Origin of the sequence: Parabacteroides goldsteinii DSM 19448 = WAL 12034 (assembly GCF_000969835.1) — a bacterium.
In the GTDB taxonomy this organism is placed as follows: domain Bacteria; phylum Bacteroidota; class Bacteroidia; order Bacteroidales; family Tannerellaceae; genus Parabacteroides; species Parabacteroides goldsteinii.
In genome coordinates this window covers 2,478,127-2,501,962 of the sequence record NZ_KQ033912.1, presented here as the reverse complement: position 1 = coordinate 2,501,962, position 23,836 = coordinate 2,478,127, and the positions used below count along the sequence as shown (strand labels likewise).

Annotated in this window: 12 protein-coding genes and 1 pseudogene; 7 read left to right on the top strand and 6 right to left on the bottom strand. The window is 45.7% G+C overall.

Translation table 11 applies throughout. The annotated features are described in order from the left end of the window. Positions 1–68: 68 nt before the first annotated feature. The 7 genes from HMPREF1535_RS09060 (at position 69) to HMPREF1535_RS09030 (ending at position 13,949) form a co-directional block, all read left to right on the top strand. The gene (locus HMPREF1535_RS09060; RefSeq protein ID WP_044215059.1) at positions 69–1,193 is read left to right on the top strand and encodes a Fic family protein; all 1,125 of its coding nucleotides are present in this window, start codon (positions 69–71) and stop codon (positions 1,191–1,193) included. Next, positions 1,190–2,944: a DUF6377 domain-containing protein gene (locus HMPREF1535_RS09055; protein WP_046145933.1), complete on the top strand. Its 1,755-nt coding sequence runs from the start codon at positions 1,190–1,192 to the stop codon at positions 2,942–2,944. The genes HMPREF1535_RS09060 and HMPREF1535_RS09055 overlap by 4 nt, the downstream gene beginning before the upstream one ends. Positions 2,945–3,161: 217 nt before the next feature. Next, a complete protein-coding gene (locus HMPREF1535_RS09050; protein WP_010801081.1) occupies positions 3,162–6,377 on the top strand; it encodes a SusC/RagA family TonB-linked outer membrane protein in 3,216 nt (1,071 codons plus the stop codon). Positions 6,378–6,398: 21 nt separating this feature from the next. Further along, positions 6,399–8,114, top strand: coding sequence for a RagB/SusD family nutrient uptake outer membrane protein (locus HMPREF1535_RS09045; RefSeq protein WP_046145932.1), 1,716 nt, complete (start codon positions 6,399–6,401; stop codon positions 8,112–8,114). A gap of 81 nt (positions 8,115–8,195) precedes the next feature. Further along, positions 8,196–10,436, top strand: a complete 2,241-nt coding sequence (locus tag HMPREF1535_RS09040) for a glycoside hydrolase family 3 N-terminal domain-containing protein (protein ID WP_046145931.1) — start codon at positions 8,196–8,198, stop codon at positions 10,434–10,436. 5 nt (positions 10,437–10,441) lie between these two features. Further along, positions 10,442–11,707 carry a glycoside hydrolase family 5 protein gene (locus tag HMPREF1535_RS09035; protein WP_046145930.1) on the top strand — a complete coding sequence of 422 codons (1,266 nt, stop codon included), beginning with the start codon at positions 10,442–10,444 and terminating at the stop codon, positions 11,705–11,707. Positions 11,708–11,711: 4 nt separating this feature from the next. Then, a complete protein-coding gene (locus HMPREF1535_RS09030) occupies positions 11,712–13,949 on the top strand; it encodes a glycoside hydrolase family 3 C-terminal domain-containing protein (RefSeq protein WP_046145929.1) in 2,238 nt (745 codons plus the stop codon). Between the two features lie 37 nt (positions 13,950–13,986). Here the strand turns inward: HMPREF1535_RS09030 and HMPREF1535_RS09025 are convergent, their stop codons facing one another. The 6 genes and pseudogenes from HMPREF1535_RS09025 to HMPREF1535_RS09000 form a co-directional block, all read right to left on the bottom strand. Beyond that, positions 13,987–14,394 (bottom strand): HEPN domain-containing protein, encoded by a 408-nt coding sequence (locus HMPREF1535_RS09025; protein ID WP_046145928.1) that lies wholly within the window; start codon positions 14,392–14,394, stop codon positions 13,987–13,989. Continuing rightward, a complete protein-coding gene (locus HMPREF1535_RS09020) occupies positions 14,391–14,705 on the bottom strand; it encodes a nucleotidyltransferase domain-containing protein (protein WP_046145927.1) in 315 nt (104 codons plus the stop codon). The genes HMPREF1535_RS09025 and HMPREF1535_RS09020 overlap by 4 nt, the downstream gene beginning before the upstream one ends. A 134-nt stretch (positions 14,706–14,839) precedes the next feature. Then, positions 14,840–17,317, bottom strand: a complete 2,478-nt coding sequence (locus HMPREF1535_RS09015) for an outer membrane protein assembly factor BamB family protein (RefSeq protein WP_009860351.1) — start codon at positions 17,315–17,317, stop codon at positions 14,840–14,842. Between the two features lie 40 nt (positions 17,318–17,357). Beyond that, positions 17,358–18,298: pseudogene (locus HMPREF1535_RS09010) on the bottom strand (endonuclease/exonuclease/phosphatase family protein). Positions 18,299–18,458: 160 nt separating this feature from the next. Next, the gene (locus HMPREF1535_RS09005; protein WP_046145926.1) at positions 18,459–20,246 is read right to left on the bottom strand and encodes a RagB/SusD family nutrient uptake outer membrane protein; all 1,788 of its coding nucleotides are present in this window, start codon (positions 20,244–20,246) and stop codon (positions 18,459–18,461) included. Between the two features lie 19 nt (positions 20,247–20,265). Next, positions 20,266–23,730 carry a TonB-dependent receptor gene (locus tag HMPREF1535_RS09000; protein WP_009860354.1) on the bottom strand — a complete coding sequence of 1,155 codons (3,465 nt, stop codon included), beginning with the start codon at positions 23,728–23,730 and terminating at the stop codon, positions 20,266–20,268. Positions 23,731–23,836: the final 106 nt, after the last annotated feature.

Here is a 23,836-nt window from a genome sequence, read left to right as displayed (position 1 = left end):
TCTAAAAAAATCAATTTATTAATGGTTTAAACGGCTCTCTTGAGATAGGGAGCGCAATTTATTTACATATGAAAAACTTTAAATCAGGCACATACATAAACCAAGGTTACTACAAGAGTTTTCAACCGAACTTAATTAACAACCCTTGGGTAATTGAAAACATGGAGATAGTAACATTGTTAAGCAAAGCAGACAGAATGCTTGGCAGACTAGACATGTATTCAGAACATATACCCAATATCGATCTTTTCATTAGCATGCACATAATGAAAGAAGCGACTCAATCTTCTAAGATAGAAGGTACTCAAACAAATATGGAAGAAGTACTCATGTCTAAAGAAGATTTGCCATTGGATAAAAGAGACGATTGGACCGAAGTTCATAACTATATATCTGCGATGAATGAAGCTATTAAAATGCTCGAGACATTGCCTTTTTCTGCAAGGCTTATAAGAAATGTACATAAAGTATTACTTGCCGGGGTCAGAGGTGAATATAAACAACCAGGAGAATTTCGGAAAAGTCAAAACTGGATTGGAGGTTCTTCTATTAACGATGCCATTTTTATTCCTCCGGTTTGTACTTCAATCCCTGAATTAATGGAAGATATAGAGAAATTTGTACATAATAATTCTATTTTCTTTCCTGAACTATTAAAGATAGCCCTGATACATTATCAGTTTGAAACGATTCACCCTTTTTTAGATGGTAATGGCCGAACAGGGAGATTACTAATTACCCTGTACCTTGTAAGTAAAGGTATATTAAAGCGTCCTATTTTATATTTATCCGATTATCTGGAAAGGCATAGAAGTTCATATTATTCTAATCTGATGAAAGTTAGATTTGAAAATGATATTGAAGGTTGGCTTAAATTCTTCCTCCAGGGAGTTATTGAAACAGCAGAAAACGGAGTAAAAACATTTGAGGAAATATTACTTCTACAAAAAGAATATGAAGAGTGTATAAAACAATTAGGCAGCCGATCAGCCAACGCTTTAAAAGTAATAACCGAACTGTATAAAAAACCGATTATAGATGCAGCCCAGGTTTCAACTATAACAGGTATAAGTCAGGCATCCTCTTACAAACTTATTGAAGAATTAGAGAAGCTTGATGTTTTAAAAGAGATTACAGGTGGAAAACGTGGACGAATCTATATCTTAAAAAAATATGTAGAGATATTCAGATGATATTTTTTATCTTTGTTCCTGTGAACCTTAAATTGAATAAAATGTACATACGAGTAATTCTCTATCTGTTGCCATTTCTGATACTATCCGGAAATATATCCGGACAAACTATTTCTGCTGAGACTGAGAAAATGCTGGCCAGCCTGGACTCGTTGTTGGCTAAAAATGAGACTTTTGTCATTGCCAAGGAAAAAAGAATCGAGGACCTGAGGAAAATGGAACAGAAAGTTGCAACAGAGGAAGAGCAATACTGGATGAACAAACTGTTTTATGAAGAATATATGGTCTATGACAGCGACTCTGCATTTAGTTATATCCATAAAAATCTGGAAATAGCACAACAACTAAACAATCCCCAATGGGTTGCACAGTGGAAGATCGAACAGTCGTTCATCCTGACAGCCACCGGTTTTCTGAAAGAGGGACTGGATGCCCTGAATGAAATAAACCCCGAAAACCTGTCGCCTTATTACAGAACGGACTACTATGGACAAATGATGTATCTTTACTCTCATTACGGGCAATATTCCGGTGAAAACACCGCTCAAAGTACCTTCTACTATGCGAAAGAACAAACCTATCGGGATTCGATCTTCGCCAGTATTCCTGACAACCATCCATATGGTTTATGGTACAAAGGCTGGCAATACAACAAGACTCCACAAGCTGCAGAAGTAAAAGAGCAATTGAAAGAAGAACTTGCTTCCGCCTCCTTCGATTCCAGAAAAGACGCCATGAACGCTTATATCCTGGCAATCATGTATAGGGACGAAGGTAACGAAGATGAATATTTTCGTTACCTCATTTTATCAGCCATGGCTGATATACGGTCGGCCAACCACGATATCGCTTCGCTGGAAGAACTCGGAAAAACCTTGTATGAAAGAGGTTACATCGACCAGGCATATTCTTATCTGAACTACTGCCTGGGATGTGCACAACTCTATAAAAACAGGATACGTATGGTCGGCATTTCGTCCGCACTGGACGCCATTCACAAGACATACGAACAAAGAAACAAAAAGCAGGAAGCCGACTTGCGCCGGTATCTGTACATCGTCAGCACCTTGTCGCTGGTCCTGCTGGCAGCACTGTTCTTTATCGGACTACAGATAAAACGGCTGAAAGAGTCCCGCAGAAAACTGAACGATGCCAACCAGACCCTGAACAAGCATGTAAGCGAACTGGAAAAAGCGCATACGCAACTGGCAGAAGTAAACAGCCAGCTCCAGTCACTGAACGAACAATTACTCGACACGAACTCCAAGCTGACGGAATCCAACTATGTAAAGGAAGAATATATCGGTTACGTCTTCAACATCTGTTCCAGCTATATCAGTAAACTGGACGAATACCGAAAAAATATCAACCGGAAAATCAGGACCGGTATGGTCGACGAAGTCAAAAAGATGACAGACTCCTCCACGCTGGCTGTCAACGAACTAAAAGAGTTTTACAGTAATTTCGATGCCATCTTCCTGCATATCTATCCTGACTTTGTCTCGGATTTTAATGCTCTATTACAACCCGACAAACAAATCATACCCAAAGAGGGAGAACTGCTGAACACCGAACTTCGTATCTACGCTCTGGTACGCCTCGGCATCAGCGATAGCGTGAAGATTGCCGAGTTCCTGCACTGCTCCCCTCAGACGGTCTACAATAATCGGCTGAAAACGCGCAGCAAAGCAATCGTTCCTAAAGAACATTTTGCAGATATTGTGAAATCTTTAGGGAAAATAGAGCGTTGAAACCACTCGAAAAAGCCTCCCAGACTACATTCGGAAACTTACTTTTTACGTATCAAACCACATATTCAAACCACTATATATCAACAATATAACAATTTTATAGATTTACCGATCCGGTTTACCAGTCCATTGGCACCGGTTATTCGCGCTATACTTTTGCAAGTACAAAAAGTGTAGAACAAATTAGTACGTTAACTTTAAAAAATGTATTCGTCTTATGAAAAACATTTTATTAAAAAAGAGGCTTCTTAAAGGTATGATACCTTTGTTGTGCCTATTGTTATTTCCAACATTTGTGTTTGCCCAAAAACTGACAGTCAGTGGACAGGTCAAAGACGCCCTCGGCGAACCGGTCATCGGCGCCAATGTAGTAGTAAAAGGAACCACCAACGGGGCCATGACGGACCTGGACGGTATGTTCACCATCAATGAGGTAGAAAAAGGCTCTACCATCGTCGTTTCTTTTATCGGTTATTTACCCCAATCCATCGTTGTCTCAGGCAATGCGCCATTATCCGTTACGCTGGCGGAAGACAACCAGGCGCTGGATGAAGTGGTCGTTATCGGTTACGGTGTGCAGAAAAAGAGTGTGGTAACGGCCTCCATCGCCAAAGTAGGTGCGGACGAATTGGCCCAGACAGCTCCCGTCCGTGTCGATAACGCGTTGAAAGGACTGGCAGCCGGTGTACAGGTGACCACACAGAACGGCCAACCGGGTACAGGTTCAGTTATCCGTGTACGCGGAACAGGCACCATCAACACCGCCGACCCTCTTTATATCGTAGACGGCATGCCCATCAACGGAGGTATCGACAACATCAATCCGGCCGACATTGCTTCTATCGAAGTATTGAAAGATGCCGCTTCGGCAGCTGTGTACGGTTCACGTGCCGCCAACGGGGTCGTTTTGGTTACGACCAAGCAAGGGGCCATCGGCAAAGTTAAAGTGTCTTACGACTTCTCTTATGGCTGGCAATCCGCCTGGAAAAAACGCAGTATGCTGAATGCGTCCGAATACGCGACCCTGATGAACGAAGCACAGCAGTATTCCAACGGCACCGACCGTTTTTCAAACACCAATCTGGGTGTAGGCACCGACTGGCAGGATGTATTGTTTAACGACGGCGCTCCCGTACAGAACCATCAGTTAAGCATCAGCGGGGCAAACGAGAAAGTAAGTTACTATTTCTCCGCCGGTTATTATAACCAGGAAGGTATTATCGGTGGAAATTATGACCGTTCCAACTACGAACGCCTTTCATTCCGCAGCAACACCCTTTATACCTTATTCGACGAAACGAAGAACCGCAGCTGGTTAAGAAAAATGACCGTCGGTGTCAATATGTCTTATTCCCGTATAAACAATATAGGGGTAAGCGCCGGTAACCTGACCGGTTCCCCGCTGGGAGATGCCCTTTTCCTGGACCCGACCATGGAAGTCTACGCACAGGATGAGGACCATGTAAACGGCTATACGGCAGATATCCGCAGCAAGTACGGCGACCCTGTACGCGACCAGCTCACCGGACAGGTATTGCAGATTCCGGAAAACTTCAACGAAATTACGAATCCGCTGGGCCGCATGTCCGCACAGCCCGGAAGAAAAAACAATTCAGACAAAGTCATTGCCAACCTGACAGCCGAACTCGGTATCTGGGATAACCTGAAATATAAGTTCTCCTGGGGCTCCGACCTTGCATTCTGGGGATATGACGAATGGAACCACCCTTATTATCTGGGCAGAAACTGCAACCAATCCATTGCAGACGGACGTTCCAGCGTGATGTCCGAAATGAATCGCGGCTATACCTGGCAGATTGAAAATGTGTTGACTTACGATAAAACAATCAGCCAGCATACTTTCAATGTGGTATTAGGACAGTCTGCCGAACGCAACACAGGCCGCCGCCTGTACGGTATGGCAAAAGATTTGATTGCCTACATGGGTGATAAGGCCAATATAGACTTTACGACCTCCCTTCCGAACAACGGAAACCGGAATACCGAAGGAGGATTAACCGACCCGCACTCGCTGGCTTCTTATTTCGGACGTTTAAGCTACAACTTCGCCGAACGTTACATGTTGCAGCTCACCGTACGCCGCGACGGTTCATCACGCTTCGGTGAAAATAACAAGTGGGGTACTTTCCCTTCCGTTTCTTTAGGATGGAATTTAACGAACGAATCGTTTATGGAAAAACGCCCGGACTGGCTGACCAATACAAAAATACGCCTTTCATGGGGTAAGAACGGTAACGAGGCTATCGGTAACTTCCGCTACACGGCGAATGTATCGATGAATAATAACTATCCTTTCGGCGCTTATGGCAGAGGCCAACAAATCGTAATGGGTTCCAAACCTTCCGGCACTCCTAATGCCGATTTGATGTGGGAAGAATCAGAACAGTATGATGCCGGTATTGATTTCGGCTTCCTGGGCAACGCATTGACCTTTACGGTCGATTACTACCAGAAGAAGACCAACGGTATGCTGAAAGAAATGGCCATACCGAACTATCTGGGCGAATCCAAGCCCTGGGGGAATGTCGGTTCGATGAAAAACGAAGGGGTTGAATTTGAAGTCGGTTATAAATATAGCCACAAGGACTTCCGTTTCGGCGTCAACGCCAACCTCTCTTATTTGAAAAACAAATTGGTAGACTTAGGCACAGCCGACGGTTTCGAGATGATGGACCAGGTACATATCCTGGGAAATGTCGGCCGTGCGGAGAACGGTATGCCTTATCCTTACTTCTACGGTTACAAGACAGCCGGTATCTTCCAGAATCAGGCGGAAATCGACGCTTATACAAACAGCAAGGGAGAGAAATTGCAGCCGCTTGCCGTTCCCGGAGATGTGAAATTCGTAGACTTTGACAATGACGGTACAATCGACGATAAAGATAAAACCATGATTGGTAAAGGTACTCCGGACTGGACTTTCGGTCTGAACCTGACGGCCGCTTATAAAGACATTGACTTTTCAGTCTTATTTTCCGGTTCATTGGGACAGGACATTATGGACGTAACCCGCCGCCTGGATGTGTCTTCCGTAAATGTGCCCCAGGAGTTTATGAAACGCTGGCATGGAGAAGGTACTTCCAACACAATGCCCCGCTTCTGTTACCCGGGTGACGACATGAACGGTAACTGGAAGAAAGTTTCCGATTTATACGTCCACAACGGTAGTTTCGCCCGCATTAAAAATATGCAGATAGGTTACACCTTGCCGAAGAACCTGACACGCAAATTCTTTGTCGACAGACTTCGTCTCTATGTCGCCGCCGAGAACTTGCTGACACTGACCTCCTATAAGGGTCTTGACCCGGAAATAAATGCGACAGACGTAGCCGGAGATAAATCAAACGGCATCGACCGCGGCTATTATCCGCAAGCACGTACATTCACAGTCGGCTTAAATCTTAATTTCTAATCACTAAAAAATGGAATCGATATGAAAAAGAATAAACTATATACTTTCGCCGCTGCCATACTACTTGCATCAGGACTTGTTTCGTGCGGCGACAGTTTCTTAACCGAAGAACCGGCAAGCAGTGTGCCCATCACAGGGTATTATACTGACAATGCCAAAATGATAGAAGCCATGGCAGCCGCTTACGACCCGATGCAGTGGTTCGATTACTATAACGGCTGGTTCCCTCTGAACCTCGCCTGGGATGCTGCAAGCGATGATATTTACCCGGGTGGTAGCGACACGTCCGACCAGGGTTATCTTCACGAAATCTCCTGGTATGGCTGTAGCCCTACCAATGACATAAAAGGAGCATGGACCGTTGCCTACTCCGGCATCAACCGCTCCATCCGCTTAATGGACAATGCTGAAGAGGCAAACATATCCGAAGCAGATAAAAAGTCTTACAACGCAGAAGGACGGGTATTGCGCGACTGGTATTATCTGGTATTGTGGAAAACCTGGGGGAATGTTCCATTTTATACGGAGAACCTGACTTTCCCGTATATCGCAGAACAGTTGAAAGCAGACGAAGTATACAATAACATGGTAACCGACCTGGAAGAGGTGCTGGATTCCAAAATTCTTCCGATGAAACGTGAACTAACATGGGCCGGACGAATGACTCAGGCAGCCGCTGCCATGATCTATGCCGATTATGTCATGTATCAGAAAGACGAAAGCCGTTACTCCAAAGCATTGGGTTATGTAAAAGAGGTTATCGCTTCGGGACAATATAAACTGGTTACGGACTACGACGACCTGTTCACTTATGCTACGGAATGGTCCGATGAAATCATCCTCGATATCAACTACATCTCTGCCGGTGGTAAACGCGGCTGGGGCAATGCTGGGGCCTGTGGGGGTACTGTAATCCCTGCTATGATTGGTGTAGACGGTTTGACTTACGTCGGCGGTCAGGAAACGGGACATGGCCCGTATACCGAATTTGAAGGTGGCTGGGGTTTCTGTGTGATTACTCGGGATGCATATGAAGCCTTCGAACCGGGAGATATCCGTCGGGATGTAGCAGTCCTGAACCTGGATACGTACCAGGAGGAAATGATGAACAGGGGAATCGCCGTGAATTATACGGGACGTTACCAGAACACCGGTTATTTCCTGCGCAAATATCTGGGCCGTCCGGGTGGTAAGGCCGACCAGGCTGGCGATGCGGACCTGAACTGGGAAAACAACTTCCACCTGTATCGTTATGCAGAAACTCTGCTGGTTGCAGCAGAACTGGCATGGCGCACCAATTCGGGAGAAGCACAAGGTTATTTCGACCAGGTACGCGAACGTGCCGGTCTGAGTCCCAAAGCAATTTCCGAAGAAGCCATCATGCAGGAACGCCGGGTAGAATTACTGGGTGAAGGAAAACGTTATTTCGACCTGGTTCGTTTCGGTAAAGCCGCTGAAGTCTTGAAACCGGGTGGCGGTGCTATTTATGTGACAAAGGATGCCCATCGTTTTGTCTGTACGGATGGTACCGTTACGCAGGACAAGCCGAAAGGCGAAGTTAAAACCAATGCAGACGGAAAACCTCTCAACCTAGTTATCAACGGCGAACTGAAATGGACAGGGAAAGGAGCTGCTATTCCGCAGCGTCCGCAGTGGACCGAGAACAAAAAGTATCTTCCGATTCCCCAGATTGAAATTGAATCATCTCATGGAGCTACTGTTCAGAATCCATATTAATTGATTATTAAATAGGGGATATCCAAAGAATGAAATAAGCTGTTTCATCCCGGAGGATATCCCTGTTTATCTTACTATGCCATGAAAATAAAACGATTATCTGTCTACCTGCTGCTTTTGCCATTCTTATCATGCGCAGAACCCCAGGGAACCCAAGAAGGAGATATTGAAAGCCGGGTGAATGCCTTGTTAGGGCAAATGACCTTGCAGGAAAAGATTGGCCAGATGAACCAGTTAAGTCCTTTCGGCGGCCTGGAAGAAATGGCCGGGTTAATCCGGGAAGGGAATGTCGGTTCGCTGTTGAACCTGACCGACCCGGAGCTGGTAAACAAAGCGCAAAGAATTGCAGTGGAAGAATCCCGCCTGGGTATTCCCCTGCTTATGTCGCGCGACGTCATCCACGGTTATAAAACCATCTTCCCCATCCCGTTGGGACAGGCGGCGACTTTCAACCCGCAACTGGTGGAAGACGGTGCCCGTGTGGCGGCTGTCGAAGCGTCGGCCGACGGCATCCGCTGGACCTTTGCCCCGATGATCGATATATCGCGCGACCCACGGTGGGGACGCATCGCCGAGAGCTGCGGTGAAGACCCGTATCTGAGCTCCGTGATGGGGGTAGCCATGGTGAAAGGTTTCCAAGGCGATTCCCTGAACAATCCGACGGCTGTTGCTGCCTGTGCCAAACACTTTGTAGGCTACGGTGCATCGGAAGGAGGACGCGATTACAATTCCACCTTTATTCCCGAACGCCAGCTGCGCAACGTCTATTTTCCTCCGTTCGAAGCGGCTGCCAAAGCCGGATGCGCCACGTTCATGACTTCTTTCAATGATAACGACGGAATTCCCTCGACAGGGAACAGTTTCATCCTGAAAGATGTGCTGCGCGGCGAATGGAATTACGACGGACTGGTGGTAACAGACTGGGCATCCTCGGCCGAAATGATTTCCCACGGTTTCTGCAAAGACGAGAAAGAGGCAGCCATGAAGTCCGTGAATGCCGGCATCGACATGGAAATGGTAAGCGGCACGTTTATCCGTAACCTGGAAGAACTTGTCAAGGAGAAGAAAGTATCGGAAGCAGCGATTGATGAAGCAGTCCGTAACATCCTCCGTCTTAAATTCCGCCTGGGACTGTTTGATAATCCATATACAGACACAGACCAACAAGTAAAATATGCGCCCGCCCACCTGGCAAAAGCCAAAGAGGCGGCAGAACAATCGGTTATCTTATTAAAGAACGACCGCGAAACCTTACCTTTTACCGATAAGATACGTACCCTTGCCATAATAGGCCCGTTGGCCGATGCCGCCCACGACCAGATGGGAACCTGGGTATTCGACGGAGAAAAAGCACATACGCAAACGGTTCTGACCGCTTTGAAAGAGATGTATGGCGATAAAGTACGAATCATCTACGAACCCGGATTAGGTTATAGCCGCGACAAGCATACAGCCGGCATCGCCAAAGCCGTGAATGCCGCTATGCGTGCCGATGCCGTACTGGTATGCGCCGGAGAAGAATCTATCCTCTCAGGCGAAGCGCACTCGTTAGCCGACCTGCATTTGCAGGGAGCGCAAAGCGAACTGATAGCCGCCCTGGCAAAGACAGGGAAACCGCTTGTGACGGTGGTTATGGCAGGCCGTCCGCTGACAATCGGACAGGAAGTCGAACAGTCCGACGCCGTTCTCTACGCTTTCCATCCGGGAACAATGGGCGGATCGGCCCTTGCCGACCTGCTCTTCGGAAAAGCGGTACCAAGCGGAAAAACACCCGTTACCTTCCCGAAGATGGTAGGTCAGATACCTGTCTACTATGCACATAACAATACGGGCCGCCCCGCCTCCCGCCAGGAAACATTGATAGACGATATCCCGCAGGAAGCCGGACAGACCTCCCTGGGCTGTACATCCTTCTATATGGATGCCGGTTTCGACCCTTTATTCCCGTTCGGTTACGGATTGTCTTACACCACCTTCGGCTATGACAACCTGCAATTGGCAACGAATCAGTTGGCTGTCGACGGAACACTGGAAATCAGCTTCGACCTGACAAACACCGGTAAGTATGAAGGCACGGAAGTCGTGCAACTGTACGTACAGGACAAAGCCGGCTCCATCACCCGTCCGGTCAAAGAGCTAAAAGGCTTCCGGCGGATTCCTCTGAAGCAGGGTGAGACAAAGACAGTCTCTTTCTCACTCCCCGTCGAAGAACTGGCCTTCTGGAACATCGACCGGCAAAGAGTAGTCGAACCGGGCGAATTTAACCTCTGGGTCGGCCCTAACAGCGCCGAAGGATTACAAACAACATTCACAGTAAAATAACAGACATGAAAAAGAATATCTATTTAATGCTCATGCTCCTGCTGGTATCCGTTACCGGATGCTGGCAGCACACCGGCACTACAGATGCGGATACGGCCGACCTGCCGCCGGAAGCATTCATGCGTATCTCCGGCACCGACCTGATTACCCCCAAAGGGCAGAAGTTCTTTATCAAAGGGACGAACCTTGGCAACTGGCTGAACCCGGAAGGGTATATGTTTGGCTTCAACAAGACAAATTCGCCGGGACGCATCAACCAGATGCTCTGCGAACTGGTCGGTCCCGACTTCACCGCTGAGTTCTGGAAAGCGTTCAAAGATAACTATATTACCCGCGACGATATACGGTTCATTGCGGCGACCGGTGCTAATACCATCCGTCTTCCCTTCCATTATAAACTCTTCACTGACGAGGATTATATGGGATTGACGGCCAATCAGGACGGTTTCGCCCGCATAGACAGTGTAGTCGGTTGGTGCCGCGAGGCAGGCCTCTACCTGATTCTCGATATGCACGATGCTCCGGGCGGACAGACCGGTGACAACATCGACGACAGCTACGGGTATCCCTGGCTATTCGAGAGCGAAGCCAGCCAGCAGCTATTCTGCAACATCTGGAAAAAGATTGCAGCCTATTACAAGAACGAGCCGGTTATCCTCGGCTACGAACTGGCAAATGAGCCTATCGCGCCCTATTTCAGCAATATGGAAGAGTTGAACGGCAAGCTGGAATCGTTGTATAAACGAGCCACAGCCGCCATCCGCGAGGCAGACACCAACCATATCATCCTGCTGGGTGGCGCGCAGTGGAACGGTAACTTCCGCCCGTTCACCGACTTCACCTTCGACGATAAAATCATGTACACCTGCCATCGTTACGGAGGCGACGCCTCCAAAGCAGCCATCCAGGAGATTATCGACTTCCGCGACCGGGTAAACCTCCCCATGTATATGGGCGAAATCGGACATAACACAGAAGCCTGGCAGAACGCTTTCTGCCATGTGATGGAAGAGAACAATATCGGTTGGACGTTCTGGCCGTACAAGAAAATCGACAAATCCTCCTTTGCCGGCATCAAAGCACCGGCCGGCTGGGACACTGTCGTTGCCTTCTCCGAAGCTCCCCGGGGTACATACCAGGAAATCCGTGATGCCCGGCCGGACCAGGAAACAGCCAAAGCAGCTTTAAAGGAGTTTATCGAGAACAGCCGTATACAGCAATGCGTCATACAAAACGAATATATCCGCTCACTAGGTTTAAAGACACAATAACAATATGAAACTGATTAAATACATCGCTTGCAGCCTGTTGTTGCTGCCCGGTTTCGGGCAGGCACAGCAGGAAGTCCCCACTTATCTGGACAGTAGCAAACCCATTGAAGAACGTGTGGAAGATGCCCTGTCGCGCCTCACGCTGGAAGAAAAGGTAGCACTGACACATGCCCAGTCCAAGTTTTGTTCGCCGGGCGTCGCACGCCTGGGCATTCCTGAATTCTGGATGACCGACGGTCCCCACGGCATTCGTCCCGAAGTCTTATGGGATGAATGGGAGCAGGCGGGATGGACCAACGACTCCTGCGTAGCCTTCCCAGCTCTAACCTGCCTGGCTGCCAGCTGGGACCCGGAAATAGCCAGGTTATATGGCAAAAGCATCGGTGAAGAAGCCCGCTATCGGAATAAAACGGTCTTGCTGGGCCCCGGTGTAAACATCTACCGTTCGCCACTGAACGGACGCAATTTCGAGTATATGGGCGAAGACCCTTATCTGGCCGGAAAGATGGTAGTCCCCTATGTGCAAGGCGTCCAGCAGAACGGCGTGGCTGCCTGTGTGAAACATTATGCACTCAACAACCAGGAAGTAAACCGCCATACGACCAACGTCATCATAGACGACCGTGCCCTCTATGAAATCTACCTGCCCGCCTTCAAAGCGGCCGTTCAGGAAGGAAATGCCTGGGCCATCATGGGCTCCTACAACCTGTATAAGAATCAGCACGGTTGCCATAACCAATATCTCCTGAACGATATACTGAAAGGTGAATGGGGTTTCGACGGCGTTGTCGTCTCCGACTGGGGAGGGGTTCATAACACGCAGGAAGCCATCACCAACGGACTCGATATGGAGTTCGGAAGCTGGACCAACGGATTGTCCAACGGAGCAAGCAACGCTTACGACAATTATTACCTGGCAGATCCTTACCTGAAACTGATTCGTGAAGGCAAAGTCGGAACAAAAGAACTGGACGACAAGGTAAGACGCATCCTGCGCCTCGCCTACCGCACTACGATGGATAGAAACCGTCCGTACGGCTCGCTCTGCTCGGAAGCCCATTTTGCCGCAGCCCGCCGTATCGGTGAAGAGGGCATCGTGTTGTTGCAGAACCGGAATAACCTGCTCCCTATCGACCTGAACCGGGCAAAAAGAATAGCCGTCATCGGCGAGAATGCCATCAAGATGATGACTGTAGGCGGCGGTTCTTCTTCCCTGAAAGTAAAATACGAACTCTCCCCGCTGGACGGCATCCGGAAACGGGTGGGCGACCAGGCGGAAGTCATTTATGCACGTGGTTATGTAGGCGACCCGAGCGGTGAATACAATGGTGTGAAATCCGGTCAGGACCTGGAGGACAGCCGTTCGCCGGAAGAATTGATAGCCGAAGCCGTTGCCGTTGCCAAAGAGGCCGATTACGTCATCTTTATCGGCGGCCTGAATAAGAGCGCGCATCAGGACTGCGAGGATGCAGACCGTAAGGAACTCGGTCTGTCTTACGGCCAGGATAAGGTAATAACCGCCCTGGCAAAGGCTAACAAGAACCTGATTGTAGTAAATATCTCAGGCAATGCCATCGCCATGCCGTGGGTGAAAGAAGTCCCCGCCATCGTGCAGGCATGGTATCTGGGGTCGGAAGCAGGCAGTGCCATTGCTTCGGTATTGACGGGCGATGTCAATCCGTCCGGCAAGTTGCCGTTCACTTTCCCCGCTTCTTTGCAGGATGTAGGTGCGCATAAGCTGGGCGAATATCCGGGTACTCCCCGCAACTACGGCAGCCCTATCGTGGATCAGAAGTACAACGAAGGAATCTTCGTCGGCTATCGCTGGGCGGACAAGGAAAAGACAAAACCGCTGTTCTCCTTCGGTCATGGCCTGAGCTATACTACTTTTGCCTATGGGAAGGCCATAGCCGACAAGAAAGTGATGGGACAGGATGAAACGCTTACCATTACCCTACCTGTCACCAATACTGGCAGTCGTGAAGGATCGGAAGTAATACAGCTATATATCAGTGATTTGAAATCATCCCTGCCCCGTCCTGTAAAGGAACTGAAAGGCTTCAGCAAGGTAAAACTGGCTCCGGGAGAGACCCGGGAGGTAACCTTCACCATTGGAAAAGAGGCGTTGAGTTTCTTCGATGACGCCCGCCATGAATGGGTAGCCGAACCGGGTAAGTTCGAAGCATGGATCGGCGCTTCCTCAACAGATATTCGCAATAAAGTAGCATTTAAATTGAAATAAATTCCCCCAAACTTTCCCTAAGAGATGCTTATCCGACTTAAGGTTTGGTAAGTATCTCTTTTACAGAATCTATGAACAGGCTGGCCTGTGGGTATAATTCTTCGACCATGCTTTGGTCGCAATAGACAAAGTCATCATAGTCACCACTCTGCCTCTTTTCAAAGAGAGTAGAGAAAGTCTTGCCTATTTTTAATGACAGCTTTCCTGTAGAAATAAAATGCAACCCAAGCATTGTTTTCACACCATTATGAGTCTGAGTCTGAATATCATATTTCAGTAATAAAGCTACAGCTGCATAATAACATGCATAATACATACGGTTAACGGCTGCATTATAAAATGATTCCCGTATCATGACCTCTGCCTCTTTCAACGTCTCATAAGCCCGTTGAAGCCTGTAAGCTATCAAAGCTTTCCGGCTTTCTTCATCCAATATTTCTTTCATAATACAATCCCTTCATTTATAATGTTGACATAAAAAGGAGTTTTGAAAGGACGGTTATCCCATAACTTTTTTAAAACGATCATTGGACTGATAGAGACGCCTGTTCGTAACTCCAACTCATAGAGAGGAAGCGTTATTTCTTCTTCCTGTGCCAGTGTCATTGTATCACCGTCAACCAGAATAAGAAGATCGATATCGCTGTCGGGACGGGCATCACCCCGTGCTTCCGAACCATACAAGATAGTCTTTGCACCGGGAGCAATACGACGTATAGTCTCTTTTATTAACTCTACAACTTCAGAACGTTTCATATCTCAATGGTTTCTTTAATACAGTTATAATCAGTAATAATGCAAAGATATAGAATCCTCCAGTCATATACAAACAAAAGGTGCGCCTCCGTTTTGGAAACGCACCTATCTATTCAAAGCTTAGTATCAAGCTTTTATTCGGCGGCAACAAACGTATACACGTTTCCTCCGAAATCAACAGCTATCAACGTATTCCCCGAAACGGCTACCGAACCGAATACCGGAGCGCCTGTCGCATGCTTCCAGGCAAACCTTCCGGTCTCCTTATTCACGCCATAGATAGTACCGTCGGAAGCTCCTACATAAACCGTATTGCCTGATAAGACAGGACTTGTCTCGATAGTTGCAGATACTTTACGGGAGTAAGGGGAAGTATATACCAATGCATCTCCGGTATTAAACTTCCATTTAATCTCTAGCGTCTCGCTATCCAATGCGACCAAACCGTCTTTTGCGGAGCCGAAGATGATCTCCTTATCTGTCAGTAACGGTGTTGAGGTTACATCGACACTGAAAGGCAGTTCCTTGCGAACAATCACACGGCCTGTATTGGCATCGAGGATAAAGAAAGACTTGTCGGAGATAAGGTAGAGCAGGTCACCATGAACGGCTGCCGATGCGCCGCGGTTACGCAGACCGTTAGTGTCGGCTGTCCATTTCAACTCACCGGTCTTCAGGTCGTTGCCGTAGAGGGCACGCCATTGGGAAGAGGCGATCAGCATATTCTTTCCTACGGAGAAGGTGGTGGTGGTGCCTTCGCCCTGCCCCCAGTCTTTATTGCGCCAGATCTCACGTCCGTCTTTAGTGTCGATGGCACAAAGACCTTTGCCTGTCCCGGCATACACAACACCGTCGGAAGCAACCAAACCTTCGATCAGAGAAGGCAGACCAGCAACCGGCAGTTGTTTCTCCCAGCTTAATTTACCGCTTTGGGCATCTACGGCATACAGATATCCCTGGGCGTCTTGTGCCAACACACGACCATTGTCGATAGCGATAGTGTTTTTAATGGAATTACGTGTCTGGTATTTCCAAAGCAACTCGCCCGTTTGTCCGTTCAGGGCATAAATATGAGCATCACCTTGCAGGTTCTCATCGACAGAGGCAACATAAATCATACCGTTGTAAACCAATGGGGAAGTCATATAGATATTGGCCCCAATATTCTTCACCCAGGCCATTTCGAGAGGCGGGTTTACGCTCGAAGAAGCAGTTACAACATGTTCGGGAGTACCCAGCAGGTTATTCCAGTCGGCTGACAAATCCGGTTTTACATTTGTTGGTTGATAGGTGAATACCGCTTCGGTTTCCGCCACTTCGCCATTGTTGAAGAGTGCTCTTACTTTCAGGGTAGCCATCTTCCCACGTTGAGCGGCAGTAAAGGGTACTTCGGAGTTCCAGCACCAGTCCGTAGCCTGGCTCAACTTACGATTGCTGACAAATGTCTTTCCATCTATCTGACAAGAATAAGAAACCTCTTTCACGGGAGAGACTGACGAATAGACATTCACTGTCACAGGCACAGCACCCGAAGCCAATACCGGAACTTGTCCTTCGGCCGGAGTAGAGATTTGGATACTTTTATCAAGATAAGTGTAACGCAATTCAGAGGTGAAATCACCTTTCTTGTCCACGTGCAGCACGCGAAAAGCGCTGGTAGAATGGTCGATACCTCCCTTGTCCAGGGTAGCAGTAGAGACAGAGTAGACGTTACCCTGTTTCTTTATGTAATTGATATGCCAGTGACCGTATACCCAGGCTTTCAGGTTATGGTCATTCAAGTTAATTTGTTCCTGGTCGTTGATACCGAAGATAAACTGGTCGCCGTAAGTCAGCAAGTCATGATTGAATACGACAATGGGCTTGCCTTGCGGGATTTGCGCCAGATCGTTCTTCAGCCAGCGATAGACATCTTCCTTCGTATAGCCCGGCTGATAATCGCCGCCCGCCATCGGAGTCACAATATAATGCACGCTACCGGCATCAAATGAATAAAAGACCGGACCGTAGATGCTTTCGAACAGTTCCTCACCGTATTTTCCTTTTACCAGGTCGTGATTGCCGACACAGTAGAAGATAGGGCAGTTCATATTGGCCGTATTCATCAATTTGATATGGGCTTTCAGACCGTTCTCATAACAGATATCGCCGGTATGGATAATAAAGGCGGCCTCCTCGTTGGAGGTATAATCGCGTACGTTGGATACCCAGTCACCATGATTGTCGGTGTTGAATATCTCCGTATCGGCGATATGCACATATTTATGACTGCCGTCGGATTTTATACCTCCGCTATAGGGTTGCAGCCCGAAATCGTACGAAATTTGGTCGCCATCAATACGGTGATAATGCTTATTGTTTGTTTTATAGCCGGAAGGGGTGGTGATAAAGATGAAGCGTTCCCGTTCGTGGCCGGGTAGGGTGAAAGAGCCGTCGCCAGCCGTCTTTACGACGTTCAGACCGTCAGAAACGAGAACACCTGCCATAGCTTTCTCGCCTTTATCAAATACTCCATTGTTGTTTTTATCGACAAAGACATGCCCAGTGTAGGCTGCATTGGCAAAAGAAGCGATGCCGCTCAGCAGGGCGATGCTCAAGATTGTTTTCTTCATGTTATTAATGTGTTTATTTAGAATATTAGTAGTAAGTTTTCTATTTTCTAATCGTAAAGGTTGTCAACACAAACCCGTGATCAGAAGCATAAAAGAAGTCTTCCCCTTTGAAAGAAAATGTTTCACCCAGAATATTGTCATAGCATTGGGACTCTACCGCCTGTATCGTCTTTCCTTGGTAATAAATGAAGTCGATACGATCCTGGCGATTGACTGTTTCCAGCGAATCGGCATCCGTCAGCCAAGTCGTCCCGATATTCTTCACCGGATCGGGATTAATCTCACGGAAGCTATCCTTGAAGTTAGCAGCCTGCATTTCTTTAGAGACAGTCCAGTTCACGACGGCACCACCGTGATTATACATATCTTTGGTCGCCTCTGTCCAGTCCAGATGCGAGTGGCTGTTGAAATCGCCGCCCATGACGATAGGGATACTATCTGATTCGGCAATCATTGGTTTCAAAACTCCGAGTATCTTTCGGATTTCTTCATCGCGTGTTCCGGCATCATCCCAGGCCAATATTTCTTCTTCTGATTTATCGGTCGGAACAAGGCGCATATCCGGCAAATAGTGAATCCAAGTATCGAACAGACGGACAGGAGTCCCGTCCATATCGATCTCTACACCTCCGAAATTGAAGGTATCTATCACATCCGGAAATGTATATTTCTTTATGATCGGATAACGGCTGAAGATACAAAGATTACTGGATATCAAATAATAATCATAACCGAGCGAATCAGCAATCATAGGAGCGGCTCCATATGTTTCCACCATCAAGATGACATCAGCCTGACTTTTTTCAGGATACCGATCGTCCCATCACAGGCTTGCTGTCCATAAGCTTTGGAATGCCCTGCATGCCAAACGTTCCAAGCAAGGACAGTGAGTTGTTGTTCTTTTTTCTGTTCAGAGCAAGAAATAAAAACACTCAAAACAAGTACTACCAAGGTAATACTAACAAAACTTTGTGTTTTCATGTATATAATTTATCAATATTAAATGTAATTCAACCGCAAAGATAGAAAGATAAAAATGATTCAAAAATATATCCCAAAAGTTCACACCTAAAATAAAAGATGTAACTTTTGAGATATATAATATTCATTTCCTACTCAAAGAGTAAAAAAGCGCTCCCGACTATTTAGTCCAAAATTTATTCTGAATTAAGTTTTTGTTCAGTACGATATCTTTTGTTGATATCGGACTATAATAATACTTCGGTTCAATAAAATTCCATTTATTAACCTGAGAAATCAAACGAATATATCCTTTATCTCCACCAGTCAGTTCAAATGTATTTCCTGCCAAAATCTCTATATTCAATTTATATTTTTCCTTATCTGCCTGTGGAATAGCATCGGCATCTGCCTGTGTTGCCACAACTGCATAATCAGGTTGTCCGTCACCGGTCAAGTCAATATAGCCTAATTTACCGATATACATACCCTCCGGAGCTTTTTCCATTAACTTACCAGCACCCCAACGCATTAAATCCGCATAACGGAATCCTTCGCAAGCCAATTCAATACGTCTTTCACGTCTAACTTCCAAAATTGCACCTTTTTGTGCAGAAGTAACATTCGGATAACGATTAGCCTGAACCGGGTCGACATTTGCCATCCAATCTGCCAAAGTAGCCCGAGGCACACCGGCACGATCTCTAATTAAATTGATACTCAAATCAATATCCTCCTGAGTTAATTCTCCTAACTCAGCTTTCGCTTCTGCATACATCAATAAGACCTCTGCATACCGGATCAATGGCAAGTCTGTATAGGCTTTACCCCATTCTGTCTGATCGAATGTCAGCGGAGAATATTTCACCTGCGGATAACCACCGATCGTTATTTTCTGGCGATGAGGTTCTGTTTCACCCGGACGCATAAAACCAGGCATCATGAAAGTTTGTCCCAGGCGGGGATCTCTGTTTTCAAAGATCTCAAGAAATGTTTTCTTATCATAACCAGGCACATCCTGAAATCTTTTTGTCTTACCATCTTCAATTACATAATAATCTTCCATTAAGTCGCGTGACAAGCCGGTTGTCCAATCAAACCGGGCACCGGCACCATGCTTACGTCCTAATTCATTACTGTAATCTTCAAAAATGATCATCTCCTTATTAGAAGAAAGATCCTGACTATTAAACAAAGCCTCATATGCGCCTTCACCGGTAGACAACTCATAATTACCTGTATTCATAATCGCTTTACAAGCATCAGCAGCCACTTTAAAGAAACGATCAGCATCATTCAGTCCTAATTCCGAATGATATTTGCGCCAACAACCTTCTGACAAGGCGATACGTGCCTGCATAGCCAATGCACCACTTCTATACCAACGTGTTCGTGCACCACTTTCATCCTTCATATGAGTTACAGCGAAATCCAGATCGGCCATGATGGAATCAACAACCAACGCACGCGGATCCTGCGGTTTAAATAATTCTTCCGTATCCGTAGTCTGCAAATCACGACTATACCAAGGTACATCCGAATAAGACAATACTTTATCATAATATAACTTTGCTCTGAACATACGAGCCAAGCCGATATAGTGATTAATTTCCGCCATATCACCTTCTGCTTTATCTGCTCTTGCCAGCATAAAATTGACATTGCGAATACTACCCCATCCCCATACACTTGCATTATCAGGATTCAGCTCTCCTCTCATCTTAGAATAGATACTTGCCTCCTCTACATATATCACATTATCGGATGCGACATCCCAATAATCGGAAGTAACATATCCGTACATATTATTTGTATAGATTTCCAAATCACCAGCCGACTTGAAAAAACCTTCTTCCGTAATGGAAGTCTCGGAATATTTGTCCATAAACGAATCGTTACATCCGCTTAACCCTAAAATGCCAACGAATCCTATCGCAGCTATTTTCATAATATTTTTATTAATAGTCATAACTTTCAGCAATTAAAAATTAGAACGTAACATTTAAACCAAACGAATAAGAACGTTGCAACGGATACATTTGGCCACCCAAACATTCCGGATCCAGTTTATAATGCTTATACAAACCTGTTATTTCACACAAGTTGTCACCAGAGAAGAAAAGACGTAAACGTTGGATATTTGCTTTATCTGTCCACTGTTTTGGCAGTGTATATCCGAATGTCAAGTTCTTCAAGCGAGCATAAGTCGCATTTTGCAAATAACGGGTCTGAGTAAGAGCAGCTTCTGCTCCACCTTCCGCAACATACGATTTAAAACGCGGGAAATAAGCATCCTGACTTGGGTTTTCTTCTGTCCAACGATCATAATAGTTACCATAAGTAATATTAGTCCAAGGTTGTGCATAGATACCCCAGAAATACAAGTCCCCACTCGGACTGTAATTCTTTTTCAAAACTCCCTGTACAAACAGACTCAAGTCAAAACCATTCCAATCTGCATTCATATTGAACCCGAAACCATAACGGGCACGACTATTACCGATAATCTTATAATCACCATGGTCATCAATTGTCCAAGCGCCTTTATCAATTTTGCCGTCACCGTTTAAATCCTTAAATTTCAAATCGCCCGGTGCAATCGGTCGTGTACCGATATAAGAAGCGACCTGTGTCTGGTCGGCATGGTTATCAATATCTTCCTGAGAAGTAAAGAAACCTTCTGTTTCCAACCCCCAGATAGATCCCATTTCCCAGCCTTCATAATAACTATCCAAAGACCCTGTATCATTCGAGAACTTAGTGATCCAAGAACGACTATCACCGATATTGAAGCTTAATCCGTAATTCAACGTTTTCCCTGCCAGCTTCACATTATCACGCCAGCTAACCGTTAAATCCCAACCGGTTGTTTTCAAGTCTGCCGCATTTTCCAAAGGTTCACTGGTTCCTAAAACATTAGGTAACTCTGCACCACCTGTCAACATATCTTTTGTACGACGAATATATCCATCGACAGTGGCAGTCAAACGATTATCTAAGAAATTAATATCCATTCCCCAGTCGGCAGTCGTCACTTTTTCCCAAGTTAAGTTACCAGCAACCAGTCCCGGTGCAGAAACACCTATCGGTTGTTTACCATCTAAAATTTGAGATATCTTTCCGGAACCCATAGTAGCCAGATAAGCATAATAGTTCTCTTTCAAATCCTGATTACCCAAACTACCATAAGAGAATCTGAGTTTCAAGAAATTAACAACATCTCGTACCGGTTCGAAAAAGTTTTCCTCCGAAAGTACCCAAGCCACAGAACCGGAAGGGTTGAATGCATACCGATCATCATGTGGGAAACGTGATGTTCCATCATAACGACCATTAAATGCCAAGATATACTTATTGTTATAAATATAATTCAAACGGCCGAATACACTACGCATAGAAAGTGAATAGATTCGTTGTCCGACATTCATATCACCCGAAGCCAATCCCAATGTAGGCAAAGAAGATGAAATCAATTCTTTACGGCTCGCAGAGGTATAATTATCCCGCCAATCTTCCTGGTTGAAACCAACCATCGCCGTGAAATCGTGTTTGTCATTAAACAACTTGTGGAAAGTAGCATATGCATCAAATGTAAGTGTACGTGCATTGGTATGGTTCAAGTAAGCTTGAGATACCGGGTCTTGCTGAGCAGCCGGTCTATCCGGACCATCATAGTAATCGACAGGCAAAGAATATCCCTCTTCAGCATTTTTATTCGTTGAATAGTTGAACGAACCATTTACAAAAAGAACATCCTTGATAATATCGATCTTTGTTGTAAATTGTGTCGAGAAAGTTGTCTTCTGCTGGTTCCAACGACCTCCGTCTACCAAACGCCCGAATACGCTACTACCAGCCTTTGTCCAAGAACCATCCGGATTATAAGTCACATCCAACGGATTGATACGGTTTACTTCCCAATAATAAGAATCTCCCAGATAGTTTGGAGAATCATAGTCTGAATTTACAAAGCTGGTATTATTACCCAACGTCCACCAGTCAGTCAATTTAAAATCCAATTTGGAACGAAGGTTATAACGGTTATATTTATCAGTTCCGTACTTCACCATACCATCCTGAAAATTGTAATTGGCAGAAAAATAATAATTTAAACGATCTGTCTTACCTGAAACATCGACCGTGTGATTGGTAGAAAATGCCAAATTCTTATAAGCCTCATCAAACCAATCTGTACTACCAAAATAAGAATAAGTACCATCCTGATTTAGATAATAAGGAGAAGTGCTCGGATCTTCCGAAACTTTCTTGGCATATGCCAATTGTTCTTCATTGTATAAGTTATACCAAGGGTAAGACATCGTATTACGGGTGGAAGCTACGATATAAGGATCAGTAATTACATCTGCCATCCCCGTTAACCTACGCATTGCAAAATTATTATTATAATTAATTGTCAACTTTTCCTGTCCTGCCGTCTTAGTCGTAACCAAAATCACACCGAATGCAGCACGCGAACCGTAGATAGCAGCCGACGCAGCATCTTTTAAAACGGAAATACTACCGATATCGGTAGGGTTCATTCTGTTTAACTCTTCTGCTGAAGAAACCACACCGTCTATCACAACCAACGGATTACCACCGTTGATAGAAGTCGTACCACGAATATTAAAGCTAGGTGAATCTGTTGCTTGTCCACTACCGATCGAAACAGTCAAGTTAGCAACCGATCCCTGCAAAGCCTGTCCAACGGTCAAAACCGGACGGTTTTCCAATACTTTTTTCGGCACTGTAGCTACAGCTCCGGACAGGTCCGCTTTCTTCTGTGTACCATAACCGATAACTACCACTTCATCCAAAGCCTCGCTATCTTCACTCAAAATCACATTTACTGCAGTTTTACCATTTAAAGCGATTTCCTGCGTTTTATATCCAATATAAGAAACACTAATAACTGCATTCGGAGCGACATCCGATAGAGAGAAATTACCATTGGCATCCGTTATATTCCCCATGGTAGTTCCTTTTACCATCACATTTACCCCAATCAACGGTTCGCCGGTAGCATCTTTTACATTACCTGTTACGGTGATTTTCTTTTCCTGCTGGGGAGCAACGACTGCTACCTGCTTTTTGTTTGTTTCATTCTTGCGAACGATGATTTGGCGGTCATTGATGATATACTCAATGTCCGTTCCTTCAAACATCTTTTTCAATATGGCTTCAACAGTCTGATTATTGACATCCACATTCACCTTTTTATTCAGATTGATGTTTGAACCATGGTACACAAAAATAAATTCACTGTTCTTTTCGATGTAAGAAAATACATCTTTTACAGTCCGGTTATTCATGCGGACAGTCAACGTGGTTTGTTCCGCATAAGTAGAAGCTGCGTAGATAGCAGATCCTCCATAACTTACCAGACATAAGGCTAAACATGCACTTTTAAGAAAATGAGTCGATTTTCGACTGAATTCTTCATTCTTTTTCATACATTTGTAACGTTTTTTCTTTGATACATAAATTAATAGATTAAACAAGAAACTTTAGAACCGAGTGATATGGCCGTATCGTTCGGTTCTTTTTTTTAACTCTAGG

Coding starts and splice junctions, on each gene's coding strand:
- HMPREF1535_RS09060 (WP_044215059.1), top strand. CDS start 69: ATGAAAAACTTTAAATCAGGCACATACATAAACCAAGGTTACTACAAG.
- HMPREF1535_RS09055 (WP_046145933.1), top strand. CDS start 1,190: ATGATATTTTTTATCTTTGTTCCTGTGAACCTTAAATTGAATAAAATG.
- HMPREF1535_RS09050 (WP_010801081.1), top strand. CDS start 3,162: ATGAAAAACATTTTATTAAAAAAGAGGCTTCTTAAAGGTATGATACCT.
- HMPREF1535_RS09045 (WP_046145932.1), top strand. CDS start 6,399: ATGAAAAAGAATAAACTATATACTTTCGCCGCTGCCATACTACTTGCA.
- HMPREF1535_RS09040 (WP_046145931.1), top strand. CDS start 8,196: ATGAAAATAAAACGATTATCTGTCTACCTGCTGCTTTTGCCATTCTTA.
- HMPREF1535_RS09035 (WP_046145930.1), top strand. CDS start 10,442: ATGAAAAAGAATATCTATTTAATGCTCATGCTCCTGCTGGTATCCGTT.
- HMPREF1535_RS09030 (WP_046145929.1), top strand. CDS start 11,712: ATGAAACTGATTAAATACATCGCTTGCAGCCTGTTGTTGCTGCCCGGT.
- HMPREF1535_RS09025 (WP_046145928.1), bottom strand. CDS start 14,394: ATGAAAGAAATATTGGATGAAGAAAGCCGGAAAGCTTTGATAGCTTAC.
- HMPREF1535_RS09020 (WP_046145927.1), bottom strand. CDS start 14,705: ATGAAACGTTCTGAAGTTGTAGAGTTAATAAAAGAGACTATACGTCGT.
- HMPREF1535_RS09015 (WP_009860351.1), bottom strand. CDS start 17,317: ATGAAGAAAACAATCTTGAGCATCGCCCTGCTGAGCGGCATCGCTTCT.
- HMPREF1535_RS09005 (WP_046145926.1), bottom strand. CDS start 20,246: ATGACTATTAATAAAAATATTATGAAAATAGCTGCGATAGGATTCGTT.
- HMPREF1535_RS09000 (WP_009860354.1), bottom strand. CDS start 23,730: ATGAAAAAGAATGAAGAATTCAGTCGAAAATCGACTCATTTTCTTAAA.